18 protein-coding genes are annotated in these 16,083 nt (G+C 72.0%); 11 read left to right on the top strand and 7 right to left on the bottom strand.

The window, feature by feature from the left end:
• Nucleotides 1-53 precede the first annotated feature (53 nt).
• On the top strand, nucleotides 54-1,244 hold the full coding sequence (locus ABT360_RS09585) for a hypothetical protein (protein WP_351813285.1): 1,191 nt from the start codon (nucleotides 54-56) through the stop codon (nucleotides 1,242-1,244).
• Nucleotides 1,245-1,247: 3 nt separating this feature from the next.
• On the opposite strand, the gene ABT360_RS09580 is transcribed toward ABT360_RS09585, so the two are convergent.
• From ABT360_RS09580 to ABT360_RS09570, 3 genes are all read right to left on the bottom strand, one after another.
• Nucleotides 1,248-1,838, bottom strand: coding sequence for a PH domain-containing protein (locus ABT360_RS09580; RefSeq protein ID WP_351813283.1), 591 nt, complete (start codon nucleotides 1,836-1,838; stop codon nucleotides 1,248-1,250).
• A gap of 30 nt (nucleotides 1,839-1,868) precedes the next feature.
• Complete coding sequence (locus ABT360_RS09575) at nucleotides 1,869-2,462, bottom strand: class F sortase (protein WP_351813281.1); 594 nt, start codon at nucleotides 2,460-2,462, stop codon at nucleotides 1,869-1,871.
• 122 nt (nucleotides 2,463-2,584) lie between these two features.
• On the bottom strand, nucleotides 2,585-3,868 hold the full coding sequence (locus tag ABT360_RS09570) for a hypothetical protein (protein WP_351813279.1): 1,284 nt from the start codon (nucleotides 3,866-3,868) through the stop codon (nucleotides 2,585-2,587).
• A 260-nt stretch (nucleotides 3,869-4,128) separates the two neighbouring features.
• Here ABT360_RS09570 and deoC point away from each other — a divergent pair, with 260 nt between their 5' ends.
• Genes deoC through ABT360_RS09555 form a run of 3 tightly spaced genes read left to right on the top strand, consistent with a single transcriptional unit; the run spans nucleotide 4,129 to nucleotide 7,404 of the window.
• Complete coding sequence (gene deoC / locus ABT360_RS09565) at nucleotides 4,129-5,070, top strand: deoxyribose-phosphate aldolase (protein WP_351813277.1); 942 nt, start codon at nucleotides 4,129-4,131, stop codon at nucleotides 5,068-5,070.
• Between the two features lie 5 nt (nucleotides 5,071-5,075).
• The gene (locus ABT360_RS09560) at nucleotides 5,076-6,509 is read left to right on the top strand and encodes an aldehyde dehydrogenase family protein (RefSeq protein ID WP_351813275.1); all 1,434 of its coding nucleotides are present in this window, start codon (nucleotides 5,076-5,078) and stop codon (nucleotides 6,507-6,509) included.
• Nucleotides 6,502-7,404 (top strand): aldehyde dehydrogenase family protein, encoded by a 903-nt coding sequence (locus tag ABT360_RS09555; RefSeq protein ID WP_351813273.1) that lies wholly within the window; start codon nucleotides 6,502-6,504, stop codon nucleotides 7,402-7,404. Before ABT360_RS09560 ends, ABT360_RS09555 begins: the two co-directional genes overlap by 8 nt.
• Nucleotides 7,405-7,494: 90 nt before the next feature.
• On the opposite strand, the gene ABT360_RS09550 is transcribed toward ABT360_RS09555, so the two are convergent.
• Nucleotides 7,495-7,857: a hypothetical protein gene (locus tag ABT360_RS09550; protein ID WP_351813271.1), complete on the bottom strand. Its 363-nt coding sequence runs from the start codon at nucleotides 7,855-7,857 to the stop codon at nucleotides 7,495-7,497.
• 54 nt (nucleotides 7,858-7,911) lie between these two features.
• Here ABT360_RS09550 and ABT360_RS09545 point away from each other — a divergent pair, with 54 nt between their 5' ends.
• On the top strand, nucleotides 7,912-8,625 hold the full coding sequence (locus ABT360_RS09545; protein WP_351813269.1) for a uridine kinase: 714 nt from the start codon (nucleotides 7,912-7,914) through the stop codon (nucleotides 8,623-8,625).
• A gap of 255 nt (nucleotides 8,626-8,880) precedes the next feature.
• On the opposite strand, the gene ABT360_RS09540 is transcribed toward ABT360_RS09545, so the two are convergent.
• A complete protein-coding gene (locus tag ABT360_RS09540) occupies nucleotides 8,881-9,603 on the bottom strand; it encodes a SigE family RNA polymerase sigma factor (RefSeq protein ID WP_351813268.1) in 723 nt (240 codons plus the stop codon).
• Between the two features lie 149 nt (nucleotides 9,604-9,752).
• On the opposite strand from ABT360_RS09540, the gene afsQ1 reads away from it, so the two are divergent.
• From afsQ1 to ABT360_RS09515, 5 genes are all read left to right on the top strand, one after another.
• The gene (gene afsQ1 / locus ABT360_RS09535; protein WP_179166385.1) at nucleotides 9,753-10,430 is read left to right on the top strand and encodes a two-component system response regulator AfsQ1; all 678 of its coding nucleotides are present in this window, start codon (nucleotides 9,753-9,755) and stop codon (nucleotides 10,428-10,430) included.
• Nucleotides 10,427-11,926: a HAMP domain-containing sensor histidine kinase gene (locus tag ABT360_RS09530; protein WP_351813266.1), complete on the top strand. Its 1,500-nt coding sequence runs from the start codon at nucleotides 10,427-10,429 to the stop codon at nucleotides 11,924-11,926. The genes afsQ1 and ABT360_RS09530 overlap by 4 nt, the downstream gene beginning before the upstream one ends.
• Nucleotides 11,919-12,527: a hypothetical protein gene (locus ABT360_RS09525; protein ID WP_351813264.1), complete on the top strand. Its 609-nt coding sequence runs from the start codon at nucleotides 11,919-11,921 to the stop codon at nucleotides 12,525-12,527. The genes ABT360_RS09530 and ABT360_RS09525 overlap by 8 nt, the downstream gene beginning before the upstream one ends.
• Before the next feature lie 55 nt (nucleotides 12,528-12,582).
• Complete coding sequence (locus ABT360_RS09520; protein WP_444852205.1) at nucleotides 12,583-13,173, top strand: VanZ family protein; 591 nt, start codon at nucleotides 12,583-12,585, stop codon at nucleotides 13,171-13,173.
• A gap of 79 nt (nucleotides 13,174-13,252) precedes the next feature.
• On the top strand, nucleotides 13,253-13,453 hold the full coding sequence (locus tag ABT360_RS09515; RefSeq protein WP_351813260.1) for a PspC domain-containing protein: 201 nt from the start codon (nucleotides 13,253-13,255) through the stop codon (nucleotides 13,451-13,453).
• Between the two features lie 76 nt (nucleotides 13,454-13,529).
• Here ABT360_RS09515 and ABT360_RS09510 read toward each other — a convergent pair whose 3' ends face one another.
• Nucleotides 13,530-13,862, bottom strand: a complete 333-nt coding sequence (locus ABT360_RS09510; protein WP_351813259.1) for an ATP-binding protein — start codon at nucleotides 13,860-13,862, stop codon at nucleotides 13,530-13,532.
• A gap of 129 nt (nucleotides 13,863-13,991) precedes the next feature.
• Entirely contained in the window at nucleotides 13,992-15,146 is a 1,155-nt protein-coding gene (locus tag ABT360_RS09505) for an adenosine deaminase (RefSeq protein ID WP_351813258.1), read from the bottom strand.
• 115 nt (nucleotides 15,147-15,261) lie between these two features.
• Between ABT360_RS09505 and ABT360_RS09500 the strand changes: the two genes are divergently transcribed.
• Entirely contained in the window at nucleotides 15,262-16,032 is a 771-nt protein-coding gene (locus tag ABT360_RS09500) for an alpha/beta hydrolase (protein WP_351813256.1), read from the top strand.
• The last annotated feature ends 51 nt before the right edge of the window (nucleotides 16,033-16,083 follow it).

The following is a 16,083-nucleotide window of genomic DNA, read 5'->3' as shown; positions in this document are numbered from 1 at the left end:
GTCACCGAGCAGGGTGACCCCCGGTACCGCAGCCGAGCCCCTGGAGCGCCACCGTGCCGCCGTCGGTGATCACCCCGCGCCCGACCGTCCCCGCGTCGCGCCGGCCCCCGTCCGCGGCGGGCCGGGGCGCACGGGAGCGGACCGCCCGCTCGCTGCGGCACGCCGCGCCCGCGCTGCTCGGCTACCTGACCGTCCGGCTCTTCGGGCTGCTGGTCCTGGCCCGCTGGGCACGCCTCAAACAGCACGGGGTGTGGCCGACGCTCGCCACCTCGTGGGACTCGGACTGGTACCTGGGCATCGCCGACCACGGGTACCAGGACCATCTCGGCACCAGGTACGACTCCAACAACCTGGCGTTCTTCCCGCTGTACCCGGTGCTGATCAAGGCGGTCGCGGGCGTCACACCCGGCTCGCGCGCGTCGGTGGCACTGGTTCTGGCGGTGGCCTTCTCGCTGGTCGCGGCGTGGGGCGTCTTCGCGGTCGGCGACCGGCTGTGCGGGCGCCGCGTCGGCACGGTCCTCGCCGTGCTGTGGGGCGCGCTGCCGGTCGGGATCGTCCAGTGGATGGGCTACACGGAGTCGCTGTTCACGGCGCTCGCCGCGTGGGCGCTCTACGCGGTGCTGACCGGCCGCTGGTACGCGGCGGCCGCCCTGACCGTGCTCGCCGGACTGACCCGCCCCACCGGGATCGCCCTCGCGGCGGCCGTGACGGTGACCGGCCTGGCCGTGGCGGCCCGCACGCGCGCGTGGCCCCCGCTTCTCGCGGCGCTCACCGCCCCGCTGGGCTGGCTGGGCTACGTGGCGTGGGTGGGCGCCCGGGTGGGCCGCTGGGACGGGTACTTCGCGGTGCAGCGGCTGTGGCGCAACACGTGGGACGGCGGCGCGGGCACCCTCCGCTGGATGCGCGAGCTGCTGGCGTACGACCGGACGCCCCAGCTGTTCCTGGTGGCCGTGTCGGTGGTGCTGGTGGCGTCGGTGGCGCTGTACGCGCTGTGCCTGGCCGACCGGCAGCCGTTGCCGCTCCTGGTCTTCTGCGGGGTGCTCCTGCTGGTGGTGCTGGGCAGCGGCGGGGTGTACTTCCCGCGCGCCCGCTTCCTGCTGCCCTGCTTCCCGCTGCTGCTGCCGCTCGCGGTCGCGGTGAGCCGGGCGCGGCTGCCGGTGGCGGGCCTGGTCCTGGGCGCGGCGGCCGTGTCGTCGGCGTGGCTGGGCGCCTACATGCTGCTCGTCTGGCCGGGTCCGCCGTGAGCGTCAGACGACCAGGAGGACGACGAGCAGGGCGAGTCCGGCGAGCGCGGGCACGATGATCTCGTAGGCCCAGCGGACGTGGGGGTCGCCCTGGGCACCGGGCCGCGACGCGCACCGCTCGGCCAGGTCGCGCAGGTCGGCGACGGTCTGGTCGGCCCCGGCGGTGCGGGGCGCCTCCACGGCGTCGCCCGGTCCGCCCCGGTCCTGCCTCCGCGCCGCCTTCTTCCGCTCCCGCAGCGAGACGGGCACCGACCACAGCTGGTACTTGGTGCCGTCCCGGGTGATGACCTCGCTGGAGTACCCCGCGCGTACGTCCGCGACCGACGCCCACGGCAGGTCGACGGTCCGGAACGGGTTCCGTACCCGCATGCGGTCGTCGTTGGCGTACACCACGGGCCGGAAGGTGAACGCGACGATCAGCGGCACCACGAGCAGCAGCCCCGCGACGGCGATCCAGCGCACCCGTCCTTCGCCGGTGACGAGCGCGTCACCGGCGATCCAGGCGGCGAAGCCGAGCAGCAGCAGGCCGCCCACGATCCCCGCGGTCGAGCGGAAGGACCGGTCGGCGTACTGGGGCTCCTGGGGGGTCGTCATGGGGCCGATTCTGCCTCACCGTCCCGGGCGTCACACGACCAGATCGGCGTACAGGATGATGTTGTCGGGCCGGTGGCCGTCCACGAGCTCCCCGCCGCAGGTGATGAGGCGCAGTTCGGGGCGGGTGGTGTCGCCGTAGACCTTCCGCGTGGGGAAGGCCTTCTTGTCGACCTGCTCCAGTTCCCGTACGCGGAAGACGGCCGTGGTGCCGTCGGCGCGCCGGACTTCGATCTCGTCACCGGTACGCACCTTGGCGACGTCCTTCAGTACGGCCGGGCCCTCGGCGGTGTCGAAGTGGCCGATCAGCACGGCCGGACCCTTCTCACCGGGCGTGACGCCCTTGCCGTACCAGCCGATCTTGTCGGCGTCGGCGACGGACGGCACCTCGACGGTGCCGTCGGCGGCGAGACCGAGGTCGAGTACGGGCCCGGTGTCGACGCCCGCGGCGGGGATCCGCACCCGTACCGGCTCGGACCGGGCCATGGGGGCGGCGGCCGCTTCGGGAGGGGCGGTGGCGGGCTTGACGTGCGCGGGCGGGGCGGCGGCCTTGGGGTCGTCCGCCGGGGTGCCGCAGGCGGTCAGCCCGGCGAGGGCGAGCAGCGCGGCGGCGAGCCGGTGCTTCACAGGGGGCTCCTGGGAACGTGGGCGGCGGGCCGCCGCACGGGGTGTGGTGCGGCGGCCCGCCCGAGGGGGTGGGATGTGGCCTGCTCGGGTCAATGGATCAGGTCACGGGAAGGAGAGGGTGATCAGCCGCGGTCGGCGGCCTGGCGGCGGCGCATGGCGACGAAGCCCAGACCGGCGGCGGAGAGCGCGGCGGCGCCCGCGCCGGAGGCGATCAGCAGGCTGTTGCCTCCGTCACCGGCCGTCTCGGCACCGGCGGCGACGCCGCCCTTGGGCACGACGGAGGTCTGCGAGGTGGTGCCCTGCGGGGCGGTGCCCGTGGTGCCCGTGGTGCCCGTGGTGGCGGCGGGCGTGGGCTTGGCGGCACCCTTGCCCGTGCCCTTGTCGCCGCCCTTGTCCGTGCCCGGGACCTCGGCACCGACGTAGACGGCCGCGGTCTGGGTGGCGGCGCCGATGACGTGGTGGGAGAACGTGCCCTGCCAGTTGAGGACGACGACCGACGAGCCCGTCCGCAGGACGAGGTTGTCGGTGCCCTGGACCATGCGGGCGTACTCCGGGCAGCCGCCGCTGTCGCACGCCGAGATCCCGTAACGCCCCGACGCCGACTTGACGATCTGGATCAGCTGACCGTTGGGCAGCTTGTACATGCCCGCCTTGGCGCCCGTCACGACGTTCTCCAGCCCGAGCCAGTTGTACGTCGAACCGTCCGGGTTGAGCACGAAGTACTGGACGTCGTTCTGGCTCGCGGCCGAACGCCCGTTGGCGTCCAGGACGCCGACGGAGACGCCGTCGATGAAGGTGTCGGCGCGGTGGTGGTTCGAGTTGACCTGGTAGATCTTGACGTACGTGCCGTTCTTGAGGGTCCCGGTGCGGATCAGCGCGCCCATGTCCTCGTCGACCTGGCGGGGGATCACCCGGCCGTCCGCCTTCAGGAGGACCTCGACGCGGTTGTACGTCCGCTTCTCGCCCGCCTTCAGGGTGAACAGCGTCTTGCCCGCCTTGTAGACGTCGGCCTCCAGGGTGCCGTCCACGCGGAAGACCTGGGCGGACATGCCCTCGACGAGCTGCACGGTCCTGACGGGCTCCCGCTTGCCGTCGCTCTCCGCCTCCGGCTTGTCGGCCGGGGTGGCCGGCTTGGTGTCGGCCGGCGTGGCGGGCTCCGTGTCCGGCGTGACGGCCGTGGCGGGGGCGGCGGACCCGGCGGCGTCCGAAGAGGCAGGCTTCGCGTCGGCGGCGGGCTTCGTCTCCGGCGTGGCGGGCTGGGCGGCATCCGAGGAGGCGGGCTTCACGGCGCCGGCGGCCGACTGGGTGCCCCCGGTGGCGAAGGCGGCGGTGGCGGTGGCCACGGGGGTGAGGGCGGCACCGGCGAGGACGGCGGTGGCGACGGCGGTGCGAAGGGCGAAACGCATGACGACTCCGTGAAGCTGAAGAAGAAGGAAGTGGATGCGAGAAGGAAGAGCCGCATGCCGCCTGCTCGTTCGGGTGGGGCCGGTGAGTTCTGGCGGGCTGCACGGACAAAGTTATGGATCTTGTGTGGGGGAGCCGTCCGCTCCCTGTCACAGCCGCGTGACAGAGCTCACTCCACCCGTGACCACCAGGGCTTTCGCGCGGACGCCGGGCGCGGGGCTGTACAGGCAGCTACGCGCGTAGATATGCTCAAGTGGTGACCATGCCCACTGCACTCGCTGACGTGACCGCGTCCGACAGCACACTGCGCCGCTTCCTCCACGGGCTGCCCGGCGTCGACGCCGTCGGCCTGGAGGCGCGCGCCGCGTCTCTCGGTACCCGCTCGATCAAGACCACGGCCAAGGCGTACGCCATCGACCTGGCCATCTCGATGATCGACCTGACGACACTCGAAGGCGCGGACACCCCGGGCAAGGTCCGGGCGCTCGCCGCCAAGGCCGTCAATCCCGACCCCACCGACCGCACGACGCCGCGCACCGCCGCGCTCTGCGTGTACCCCGACATGGTGGCCACCGCCAAGGCCGCCCTGGCCGGCACGGACGTGAAGGTCGCCTCCGTGGCCACCGCCTTCCCGGCCGGCCGCGCCGCCCTCGACGTCAAGCTCGCGGACACGCGTGACGCCGTCGCCGCCGGGGCGGACGAGATCGACATGGTGATCGACCGCGGGGCGTTCCTCGCGGGCGACTACCTGAAGGTGTACGAGGAGATCCGGGCCGTGAAGGAGACCTGCGGCGAGCAGGCCCGCCTGAAGGTCATCTTCGAGACCGGCGAGCTGTCCACGTACGACAACATCCGCCGCGCCTCCTGGCTCGGCATGATCGCGGGCGCGGACTTCATCAAGACCTCGACCGGCAAGGTCGGCGTCAACGCCACCCCCGCGAACACGCTGCTCATGCTGGAGGCGGTGCGCGACTTCCGCGCCCAGACCGGGGTACAGGTCGGGGTGAAGCCCGCGGGCGGCATCCGGACCACCAAGGACGCCATCAAGTTCCTGGTCCTGGTCAATGAGACGGTCGGCGAGGACTGGCTGGACAACCACTGGTTCCGGTTCGGCGCGTCGAGCCTGCTGAACGACCTGCTGATGCAGCGTCAGAAGCTGGCCACCGGACGTTACTCCGGTCCCGACTACGTGACGGTGGACTGATCACGATGACTAAGTTCGAGTACGCACCCGCCCCCGAGTCCCGCTCGGTCGTCGACATCGCGCCGTCCTACGGCCTGTTCATCGACGGTGAGTTCACCGAGGCCGCGGACGGCAAGGTCTTCAAGACCATCTCGCCCGCCTCCGAGGAGGTGCTCTCCGAGGTCGCCCAGGCCGGCGCCGAGGACGTGGACCGGGCCGTGAAGGCCGCCCGCAAGGCGTTCGAGAAGTGGTCGGCGCTCCCCGGCGCCGAGCGCGCCAAGTACCTCTTCCGCATCGCCCGGATCATCCAGGAGCGCAGCCGCGAGCTCGCCGTCCTGGAGACCCTGGACAACGGCAAGCCGATCAAGGAGACCCGCGACGCGGACCTCCCGCTGGTCGCCGCGCACTTCTTCTACTACGCGGGCTGGGCCGACAAGCTCGACCACGCCGGCTACGGCGCGAACCCGCGTCCCCTCGGCGTCGCGGGCCAGGTCATCCCGTGGAACTTCCCGCTGCTGATGCTGGCGTGGAAGATCGCCCCGGCGCTCGCCACCGGCAACACGGTGGTGCTCAAGCCCGCCGAGACGACCCCCCTGTCCGCCCTGTTCTTCGCGGACATCTGCCGCCAGGCGGGCCTGCCGAAGGGTGTCGTGAACATCCTCCCGGGTTACGGGGACGCCGGCGCCGCGCTCGTCGAGCACCCGGACGTCAACAAGGTCGCCTTCACCGGCTCCACGGCGGTCGGCAAGGCCATCGCCCGCCAGGTCGCGGGCACGAAGAAGAAGCTGACCCTGGAGCTGGGCGGCAAGGGCGCCAACATCGTCTTCGACGACGCGCCCATCGACCAGGCCGTCGAGGGCATCGTCACCGGCATCTTCTTCAACCAGGGGCAGGTCTGCTGCGCGGGCTCCCGTCTGCTGGTCCAGGAGTCGATCCAGGACGAGCTGCTGGACGCCCTCAAGCGCCGTCTGTCGACGCTGCGCCTGGGCGACCCGCTGGACAAGAACACCGACATCGGTGCGATCAACTCCGCCGAGCAGCTGGCCCGGATCAAGGCGCTGGCCGAGACGGGCGAGGCGGAGGGCGCCGAGCGCTGGTCCCCCGCCTGCGAGATCCCGAGCTCCGGTTTCTGGTTCGCCCCGACGCTCTTCACCAACGTCACGCAGGCGCACACCATCGCCCGCGACGAGATCTTCGGCCCGGTCCTGTCGGTGCTGACGTTCCGCACCCCGGACGAGGCCGTCGCCAAGGCCAACAACAGCCAGTACGGCCTGTCCGCCGGCATCTGGACGGAGAAGGGCTCCCGCATCCTCGCGGTGGCGAACAAGCTCCGCGCGGGCGTCGTCTGGGCCAACACGTTCAACAAGTTCGACCCGACCTCGCCCTTCGGCGGCTACAAGGAGTCGGGCTTCGGCCGCGAGGGCGGCCGCCACGGCCTGGAGGCGTACCTCGATGTCTGAGAATCGTGACCGTCTGAGCGTCTTCAAGACCTACAAGCTGTACGTCGGGGGCAAGTTCCCCCGCAGCGAGAGCGGCCGGGTGTACGAAGTGCAGGACCACAAGGGCAAGTGGCTGGCCAACGCGCCGCTCTCCTCCCGCAAGGACGCCCGTGACGCGGTCGTCGCGGCGCGCAAGGCGTTCGGCGGCTGGTCGGGCGCGACGGCCTACAACCGCGGCCAGATCCTCTACCGCGTCGCCGAGATGCTGGAGGGCCGCAAGGGCCAGTTCGTGCACGAGGTGGCGCACGCCGAGGGCCTGTCCAAGTCCAAGGCGGCCGAGGTCGTCGAGGCGGCCATCGACCGCTGGGTCTGGTACGCGGGCTGGACGGACAAGATCGGCCAGGTCGTGGGCGGGGCGAACCCGGTCGCGGGCCCGTACTTCAACCTGTCCACGCCGGAGCCGACCGGCGTCGTCGCGGTCGTCGCCCCGCGCGAGTCGTCGTTCCTGGGCCTGGTCTCCGTCGTCGCCCCGGTGATCGCCACCGGCAACACGGCGGTCGTCATCGCCTCCGAGAAGGCCCCGCTCCCGGCGCTGTCCCTGGGCGAGGTGCTGGCCACCTCCGACCTGCCGGGCGGTGTCGTGAACGTCCTGTCGGGCAAGGCGGCCGAGATCGCCGCTCCGCTCGCCGCGCACCAGGACGTCAACGCGATCGACCTGACGGGCGCGGACGCCGAGCTGGCCCGTGAGCTGGAGATCGCCGCGGCGGACAACCTCAAGCGCGTGCTGCGTCCCCAGGCTGTGGACGGCGAGGACTTCGCCGCCGACCCGGGCACGCACCGCCTGACCGCGTTCCTGGAGACCAAGACGGTCTGGCACCCGACGGGCTCGCTGGGCGCGTCGGGGTCCTCGTACTGATCCCATGTGACCGAACGGCTCCGCCTCCCCTCCGTCCGGGGGAAGCGGAGCCGTTCTCGTACTGCGGATCCGTTCTGGTGCTCCCGGACGTCAGCCCGGGACGACCCCGCCGAGCAGGGGCCCCACCACCGGCAGGTTCGGCAGGCTCGTCAGGGAGCCGGTCGCCGAGGTCGTCTCGACTGATTTGAAGTCGCTGACCTGCGTACCCACGCCGTTGTTGAGCGGGTCCACTCCCGTCCCCGCCAGCGGGTTGACCTTCAGGTTCTTGGCCACCCCGGTCACATGCGGGACGGCGCCCATCGTGGCCTGGAGGGCCGCCTGGGGGTCCATCTTCGGCAGCTGCGGCACCTGCGGCGGCTGCACCAAGGCGTGCGCCGTGCCCCCCGTGACACCGAGGGCGGCGCCCAGGGCCGAAACGGTCAGCCCGGCCTTCAGCAAGATATGACGTGTCATGGAAGCTCCTGCCACCTGCGTAACGTGTCGGATACGCACCGTATTTGAGATGTGATGCTGGATACCAACGGGTCCCTCGTGGGGTCCCCCGACCGGGTCAATGGTTCAGACTGGTGTCCCGTGAGTTCCCAACCGATCCCGACCCGCGTCGTGCTGCTCGCGGGCCCCTCCGGCTCCGGCAAGTCCTCCCTCGCGGCCCGCACCGGCCTGCCCGTGCTGCGCCTCGACGACTTCTACAAGGAGGGCCACGACCCGACGCTCCCGCTCGTCCCCGGGAGCACGGACGTCGACTGGGACTCCCCGCTGTCCTGGGACGCGGACGCGGCCGTCGCCGCCATCGTGGAGCTGTGCGCCACCGGACGCACGACCGTCCCGGTGTACGACATCGCCACCAGCTCGCGCGTCGACCGGGAGGTCCTCGACATCGAGCGCACCCCGCTCTTCGTGGCCGAGGGCATCTTCGCCGCGGACATCGTGGCGCGGTGCCAAGAACTCGACGTCCTGGCGGACGCCCTGTGCCTGCGCGGCCGTCCGTCCACCACGTTCCGCCGCCGGCTGCTCCGGGACCTCCGCGAGGGCCGCAAGTCGGTGCCCGTCCTGCTCCGCCGGGGCTGGCGCCTGATGCGTGCCGAGCGTTCGATCGTCACCCGCCAGACGGCGCTGGGCGCGCACCCGTGCGACAAGGCGGAAGCCCTGGGCCGCCTCGCCGCCGCCGCGGCCGGCCGCCACCGCGCGCCGAAGACCGTCCGCGCTCCGGAACCGGCGTAACACCCTTGGTGTGAGCGAGCCCGGCCTGCAGCGGCCCCCGCGGCCGGGCAACCACCTCCGCGAGAGCGCGCGCCGGTTCGGGCACCACGCACAGAGCCGGACAAGACCCCCCGTCCTGTCCGGCCCCGCGCCTTTCCCCCGTACCCCGTTGTCCCCCGTACCCCGTTGTCCCCCGTACCCCGTTGTCCCCCGTGTCCCCCCTGGTCCCCCCACCGGCCGCCGTCTCCCCCGAGACCACGGCCGGCCCCCCAGCCTTCAGGCCACGAGCTGGCCGAAGGACTCCTCTTCGTCACGGCCGAAGCCGAGGACCTCGTCCTCGCGCAGCCGGCGCAGCGACCGCCAGATGCTCGACTTCACCGTGCCGACACTGATGTCCAGGATCTCCGCGATCTCCGGGTCCGTGCGGCCCTCGTAGTAGCGCAGCACCAGCATCGTGCGCTGCAGTTCGGGCAGCCGGGCGAGCGCCTGCCAGAGCACCGCCCGCAGTTCCGTACCGCGCATCGCGTCGGTGTCGCCGGCGGACTCGGGGAGCTCCTCGGTGGGGTACTCGTCGATCTTCCGCCGCCGCCAGGCGCTGATGTGCAGGTTCGTCATGGTGCGGCGCAGGTAGCCGCCGACCGCCGCCTTGTCACTGATGCGGTCCCAGGCCCGGTACGTGGAGAACAGCGCGCTCTGCAGCAGGTCCTCGGCCTCGAACCGGTCGCCGGTGAGGTGGTAGGCGGTGGCGTACAGGGAGGCGCGGCGCTCCCGCACGTAGGCGGTGAACTCCGCCTCCGTGAGGTTCGTCCGCTCCCCCGAGACCTCCCCGTACGCCGTTCCCCCGTCAGTCACGGCGACCATGTAGGGCGCCTTGTGCTGACGCCCGGCGCTGCGAACGCACCCCCGCCCGTTCACCGCGCCGGACTTCTCCGTGCTCCGCGTGACGTCGTGGAGACGCGTGACAACTGCGCTTGAGGTGGTGCTGTGCAGTGCGTTCATCTCGCGCCCCCCGTCGGTTGGAGTCTGCTTCGGTCCGTGTGCCAATGAGCTTGCCCCGGCGAGTTCATAGCGGTGTCCGCCGACTGTCACAGACCTGTCACAGCCCCCACCGGTCGAACTGTCCCGCCCCCATGGGACAGAATGACGGCGTGCCTTTCCTGTTGCTGATCGAGGACGACGATTCCATCCGCACGGCCCTCGAACTCTCGCTGTCACGCCAGGGCCACAAAGTGGCCACCGCGGCGACGGGCGAGGACGGCCTGAAACTGCTGCGTGAGCAGCGGCCGGATCTGATCGTGCTGGACGTGATGCTGCCCGGCATCGACGGTTTCGAGGTGTGCCGGCGCATCCGGCGCACCGACCAGTTGCCGATCATCCTGTTGACCGCGCGCAGCGATGACATCGATGTGGTCGTCGGTCTGGAGTCCGGTGCGGACGACTACGTCGTCAAGCCGGTGCAGGGCCGGGTGCTGGACGCGCGGATCCGGGCGGTGCTGCGGCGCGGGGAGCGCGAGTCGACGGACTCGGCGACGTTCGGGTCGCTGGTGATCGACCGGTCGGCGATGACCGTGACGAAGAACGGTGAGGACCTCCAGCTCACGCCGACGGAGCTGCGGCTGCTGCTGGAGCTGTCGCGCCGCCCGGGCCAGGCGCTGTCCCGGCAGCAGTTGCTGCGACTGGTGTGGGAGCACGACTACCTGGGCGATTCGCGTCTGGTGGACGCGTGTGTCCAGCGGCTGCGGGCGAAGGTGGAGGACGTGCCGTCCTCGCCGACCCTGATCCGTACGGTCCGTGGTGTGGGCTACCGGCTGGACGTGCCTGCGTGAGAAGGACGAGTCTGCGGCTGCGCCTCGTCGTCGTCTTCGCCCTGGTCGCGCTGACCGCCGCCGCGTCCGCGTCGGGGATCGCGTACTGGCTCAACCGTGAGGCGGTGCTGCAGCGGGCCCAGGACTCGGCGCTGAACAACTTCCGCCAGGAGATGCAGCGACGTGCCGCCACGCTGCCGCTGCGGCCGACGGAGGAGGAGCTGCGCCGGACGGCCGAGGAGATGTCGGCCGGCGGTGTCGGGTACGGCGTCGTGCTGCTGGGCGAGCGCGCCAAGGGCAAGCCGATCGTGGGGGTGTCCGATCCGGACCGGTTCACGATGGACGACGTGCCCGAGGAGCTGCGGCGTGCCGTGAACGAGCGGCAGGAGGTGGCGGACGGCAACGAGTTCCCGTACCACCTGTTCTGGCAGCGGACCACGCGCGACGGCACGCCGTATCTGGTGGGCGGGACGCGGATCGTGGGCGGCGGGCCGACGGGGTACATGTTCAAGTCGCTGGAGCCGGAGCGGCAGGACCTGAACTCGCTGGCCTGGTCGCTGGGGATCGCGTCCGCGCTGGCGCTCATCGTTTCGGCGCTGCTCGCGCAGGCCGCGGCGACGACCGTGCTGAAGCCGGTGCACCGCCTCGGGGAGGCCGCGCGGCGGCTGGGCGAGGGCGAGCTGGACACCCGGCTGCGGGTGTCGGGCACGGACGAACTGGCCGAACTGTCCCGGACGTTCAACAGCGCGGCGGAGAGCCTGCAGAAGAAGGTCGCGGACATGAGCGCGCGGGAGGAGTCGAGCCGCCGCTTCGTCGCGGACATGTCCCACGAGCTGCGTACGCCGCTGACCGCGCTGACCGCCGTGACGGAGGTGCTGGAGGAGGAAGAGGAGAGCCTCGACCCGATGATCGCGCCGGCCGTCACGCTGGTCGTCAGTGAGACACGGCGGCTGAACACACTGGTCGAGAACCTGATGGAGGTGACCCGCTTCGACGCGGGTACGGCACGGCTCGTCCTGGACGACGTCGATGTCGCCGACCAGGTGACGGCGTGCATCGACGCACGGGCGTGGCTGGACGCGGTGGAGCTGGACGCCGAGCGCGGGATCATGGCACGGCTCGATCCGCGCCGTCTCGACGTGATCCTGGCGAACCTGATCGGCAACGCGCTCAAGCACGGCGGCTCGCCGGTGCGCGTGTCGGTGCGGACGGCGGAGGACGACCTGTTCATCGAGGTGCGCGACCACGGGCCGGGCATCCCCGAGGACGTACTGCCGCATGTCTTCGACCGGTTCTACAAGGCGAGCGCGTCGCGGCCGCGTTCGGAGGGCTCGGGTCTCGGCCTGTCGATCGCGATGGAGAACGCCCTGATCCACGGCGGCGACATCACGGCGGCCAACTCGCCGGACGGCGACGGGGCGGTGTTCGTGCTGCGGCTGCCGCGCGACGCGTCGCGGACGGGCACCGGTACGGAGCGGGACGGGAAGCAGGAGGGTGGCGGTGATGGGGATGCGTGAGCGACGGGGCCTGGTCGCGCTCGCGGGGGTCGCCGTGGTCGCCGCCGTCGCCGCCGGCTGCGGGATCCGTACGACGTCGGTGCCGGTCGACGCGGGCGCCGCGCCGTCGCGGCTGCCGTGCAGCGTGTCGGGTGAGGACCTGGCGTCACGGGCGCAGCCGCAGGCGGTGCCGGTCCGGGTGTACCTGCTGTGCGCGTCCGGTCTGGACGCGGTGGACCGTACGGTTCCGGAGACCGGCGACAAGGATCCCGAGGGCAGCAGGGTCGCGACGGCGCAGGCACTGCTGAACCAGCTCCTCGCGGAGCCGTCGGCGAGCGAACGCGCGGCGGGGTTCACCACGTCCGTCGAAGGCCCGCTGAGCGTGTCGGCGGGCCGCGGGGGAGACCCGGAGGGGGCGCTGCGGCTGAGCCGTCAGCCGGAGGACCTGCCCGCGGCGGCGCTGTCGCAGCTCGTGTGCACGTACGCCGAGAACGCGGCCGTCGCCGACGGCGGGACGGCCCTGCTCGGCGGCCCCGGCCCCTATCCGGTGCGGCGTTACGCGTGCACGGCGCAGTTGAGGGAGCGCCCGGACTCGGCGGCTCCGACCCGGCCGTCGTCCTGAGCGGTGGACGACCGGTCGGTACGGGGGCGGAACCGATCACGCCGCTCGGCGCGTCTTGGGGGGCGTGCAGCGTCTTGGTTCGGACGGCAATGCCGTCATCCGCTTCCGCGCGGCGGGGCTCATCCTCCTCATCGCTCATCTCGTGCTCGTGGGGTGGCTGACGCTCCGGCCGCGGGACGTGATGTGGGTGACGGCGGCCAATCTGGAGCCGTTGGCCGGGATCAGGGCCGACCTGGCGCTGGGGCCGCTGGAGGCCGCCAGACGTATCGGCGAGGGTCTGTTGCTGCTGGCCCCGCTCGGGGTGCTGCTGCCCATGGCGGGGGGCCGGCTGGCCGTCTCCCCGTGGGCGTCGCTGGCCCGTACGGTCGCGGCGGGCGCGCTGGTGTCACTGGGCATCGAGCTGGTGCAGACGGCGGTGCCGGGGCGGGTCGTGGACGTGGACGCGCTGCTGCTGAACACCACGGGCGTGGCGCTGGCGCACCTCGCGGTGGTGCCCGCGTGGCGGGGGCGGCTACGGCGCCGGCAGCAGCGGCCGGGCGAGGACCGGCGGCCGGGCGGGAGCCGGGGCCGGGGGCTGGGCGTCCTGCGGGACGACGTCCCTCAGGGTGCGACCCCGAGGATTCCCAGGGTCGGCATCGCCCCGTAGTCCGACGTTTTGTCCAGGGCTTTGGGGCGAGGATGGAGTCAATCGAAGGATTCGACTTCCTCCCGCGAAGGAGCCCACCATGGCCGCACTTGCCCGCCCTCGTGACGGACGCATGATCGGCGGAGTGTGCGCAGCGCTGGCCCGGCGCTTCGGCACCTCCGCGACGACGATGCGCGTGATCTTCGTGGCGTCGTGCCTGCTGCCCGGCCCGCAGATCCTGCTGTACCTGGCGCTGTGGATGCTGCTGCCGTCGGAGAAGGCCGCGAAGCCGGCCTGGTAGTCACTCCGCGCAGGCCGAAGGGGGCGCCCACCGTGACCGGTGGGTGCCCCCTTCGGCGTGGGTGCTGCCGGGTGGCTCAGCCCCCGAGGCCGGCGACCGGGAGGGTGCCGCCGACGGGCAGGCCGCCGAGGAGGCCGGTGACGGTGGCCGGGTCGATGGGCAGGCCCTGGAGCGAGGCGTTCTTGGTGACGGCGCCGGCCAGCTCCTGGGTGGTGGCGAGGAGCTCGGTGGCGTTGTTCGGAGACTGCTCGACGGCGGACTGGACGACCGGCACCGCGGTGGCGGTGGCGGTGCCCAGCGCGGCGCCGGCGGGCGTCGTGGTGGCCGCGGAGGCGGTGCCGGCGGTGGCGGCGGCGAACGCGGCGCCGAGGGCGGCGACACCGAGGGTCTTGGCGGCAGACTGCTTCATCGAATTTCGTCCTTGGGAGAACTCGGGGAAAGATGAGCGGCTCTGCAACTTAGTCATCGTCCGGCGGCCCCCGCAAACACCCGAACGGCCAGGTCATGGAATTTCCCGGCCGTTCGGGGAGGGTCGGCTTCAGGGCTTCTTGAGGGAGGAATCGCTGGTCGCGGCGGTCTGACGGAACAGCCATTCGGACTTCAACTCGGCGTACCCGGGCTTGATCACGTCATTGATCATCGCCAGTCGTTCGTCGAAAGGAATGAATGCTGATTTCATCGCATTGACGGTGAACCACTGCATGTCGTCGAGCGTGTAACCGAACGTCTCGGTCAGCAGCTCGAATTCACGGCTCATGCTGGTGCCCGACATCAACCGGTTGTCGGTGTTGACCGTGGCCCGGAAGTGCAGGGTGCGCAGCAGCCCGATGGGGTGCTCCGCGTACGAGGCGGCGGCACCGGTCTGGAGGTTGGAGGTGGGGCACAGCTCCAGCGGGATGCGCTTGTCGCGTACGTACGCGGCGAGGCGGCCGAGCGCGACGGTGCCGTCCTCGGCGACCTGGATGTCGTCGATGATGCGCACCCCGTGGCCGAGGCGGTCGGCGCCGCACCACTGGAGCGCCTGCCAGATGGACGGCAGGCCGAAGGCCTCGCCCGCGTGAATGGTGAAGTGGTTGTTCTCGCGCTTGAGGTACTCGAAGGCGTCGAGGTGGCGGGTGGGCGGGAAGCCGGCCTCGGCGCCCGCGATGTCGAAGCCGACGACGCCCAGGTCGCGGTAGCGGTTGGCGAGTTCGGCGATCTCCAGGGCGCGGGCGGCGTGCCGCATGGCGGTGAGCAGGGCGCCCACGCGGATGCGGTGGCCGTTCTCGCGGGCACGCCGCTCACCGAGGCGGAAGCCCTCGTTGACGGCTTCGACGACCTCTTCGAGGGTGAGGCCCGCCTCGAGGTGCTGTTCCGGGGCGTAGCGGACTTCCGCGTACACGACACCGTCCTCGGCGAGGTCCTCGGCGCACTCGGCGGCGACGCGGACGAGGGCCTCGCGGGTCTGCATGACGGCGCAGGTGTGCGCGAAGGTCTCCAGGTAGCGCTCCAGCGAACCGGAGTCGGCGGCCTCGCGGAACCAGATGCCGAGCTTGTCGGGCTCGTGCTCGGGCAGCGCCGTGTATCCGGTGGCGTCGGCGAGGTCGAGGATGGTGCCGGGGCGCAGACCACCGTCGAGGTGGTCGTGGAGCAGCACCTTGGGGGCGCGGCGGATCTGGTCCGCGGTAGGGATCTGGGGTGTCTGGCTCGTCATTTTCGAACTCTAGCCCCTACGCGCGTAGAAGGAGCCTCTTTCACGCGGCTGTCGATACGTAACAGTGACCCCGCGTACGGATCGCGTACACCTGCTCTTCTGAGACTGTTCTGCCATGGCACACCACGCACTCGTAGGTACGGGAGGCACGCGGGCGCCCGGACTGGGCCGGCCCGTCGGGACGTCCGTTTCGGCGGTGGGCGGCGTGGTGCTGCTCCTCCCGGACGGGGAGCCGGAGTCGGCCCGCGGCCCGTCGCCGGTCGCGCGCGCCGCCGCCCTGCCGACGGCGCGCCGCCTGGCCCGCGCGGGGCGGGCGGACGGGCTGGTGGCCCATGTGGTGCGGTACCGGGGGCGCGGCTGGAACGGCGCGGACGCGCGGCTCGCGGCGGACGCGCGGTGGGCGGTGTCGGAGGTCGTACGCCGGTACGGCGACGTCCCGGTCTGTCTCGTCGGGCGCGGCATGGGCGGCCGGGCGGCGCTGCGCGCGGCGGGCCACACGGCCGTCAACTCGGTGCTGGCACTCGCCCCTTGGCTGCCCGAGGACGATGTGGCGGCGACACCCGAACCGGTGAAACAGCTCGCCGGGCGTCACGTACTGATCGTGCACGGCACCAACGACATGCGTACGGATCCGGACCTGTCGTACCGGCTGGCGGAGCGCGCCAAGAAGGCGAACCGGGACACGTGCCGGTTCGAGGTCCACTCGGACGGTCACGCGCTGCGCGAGCACCACGACGAAGTGGCCGCGCTGACCGCCGACTTCGTGCTGGGCGCGCTGTTCGGCCACCCCTTCTCCCGCCCGCTCGCCGACGCCTTCGCCGCACCCCCGCCGCTGGGGCTGCGGATGCCGCTGGCCTCGGGCTTCGGGAGGGCGCTGCGGCGGTAGGCGGCCTTCCCGCCCGGCCGCAGGTCCCGCCGCTCGTACCGCAGCGCCGGG

This window comes from Streptomyces sp. NPDC000229 (assembly GCF_040300825.1).
In the GTDB taxonomy this organism is placed as follows: Bacteria; Actinomycetota; Actinomycetes; order Streptomycetales; family Streptomycetaceae; genus Streptomyces.
Note: the sequence above shows the minus strand (reverse complement) of the source record. Positions and strands in the feature narration are given on the sequence as shown.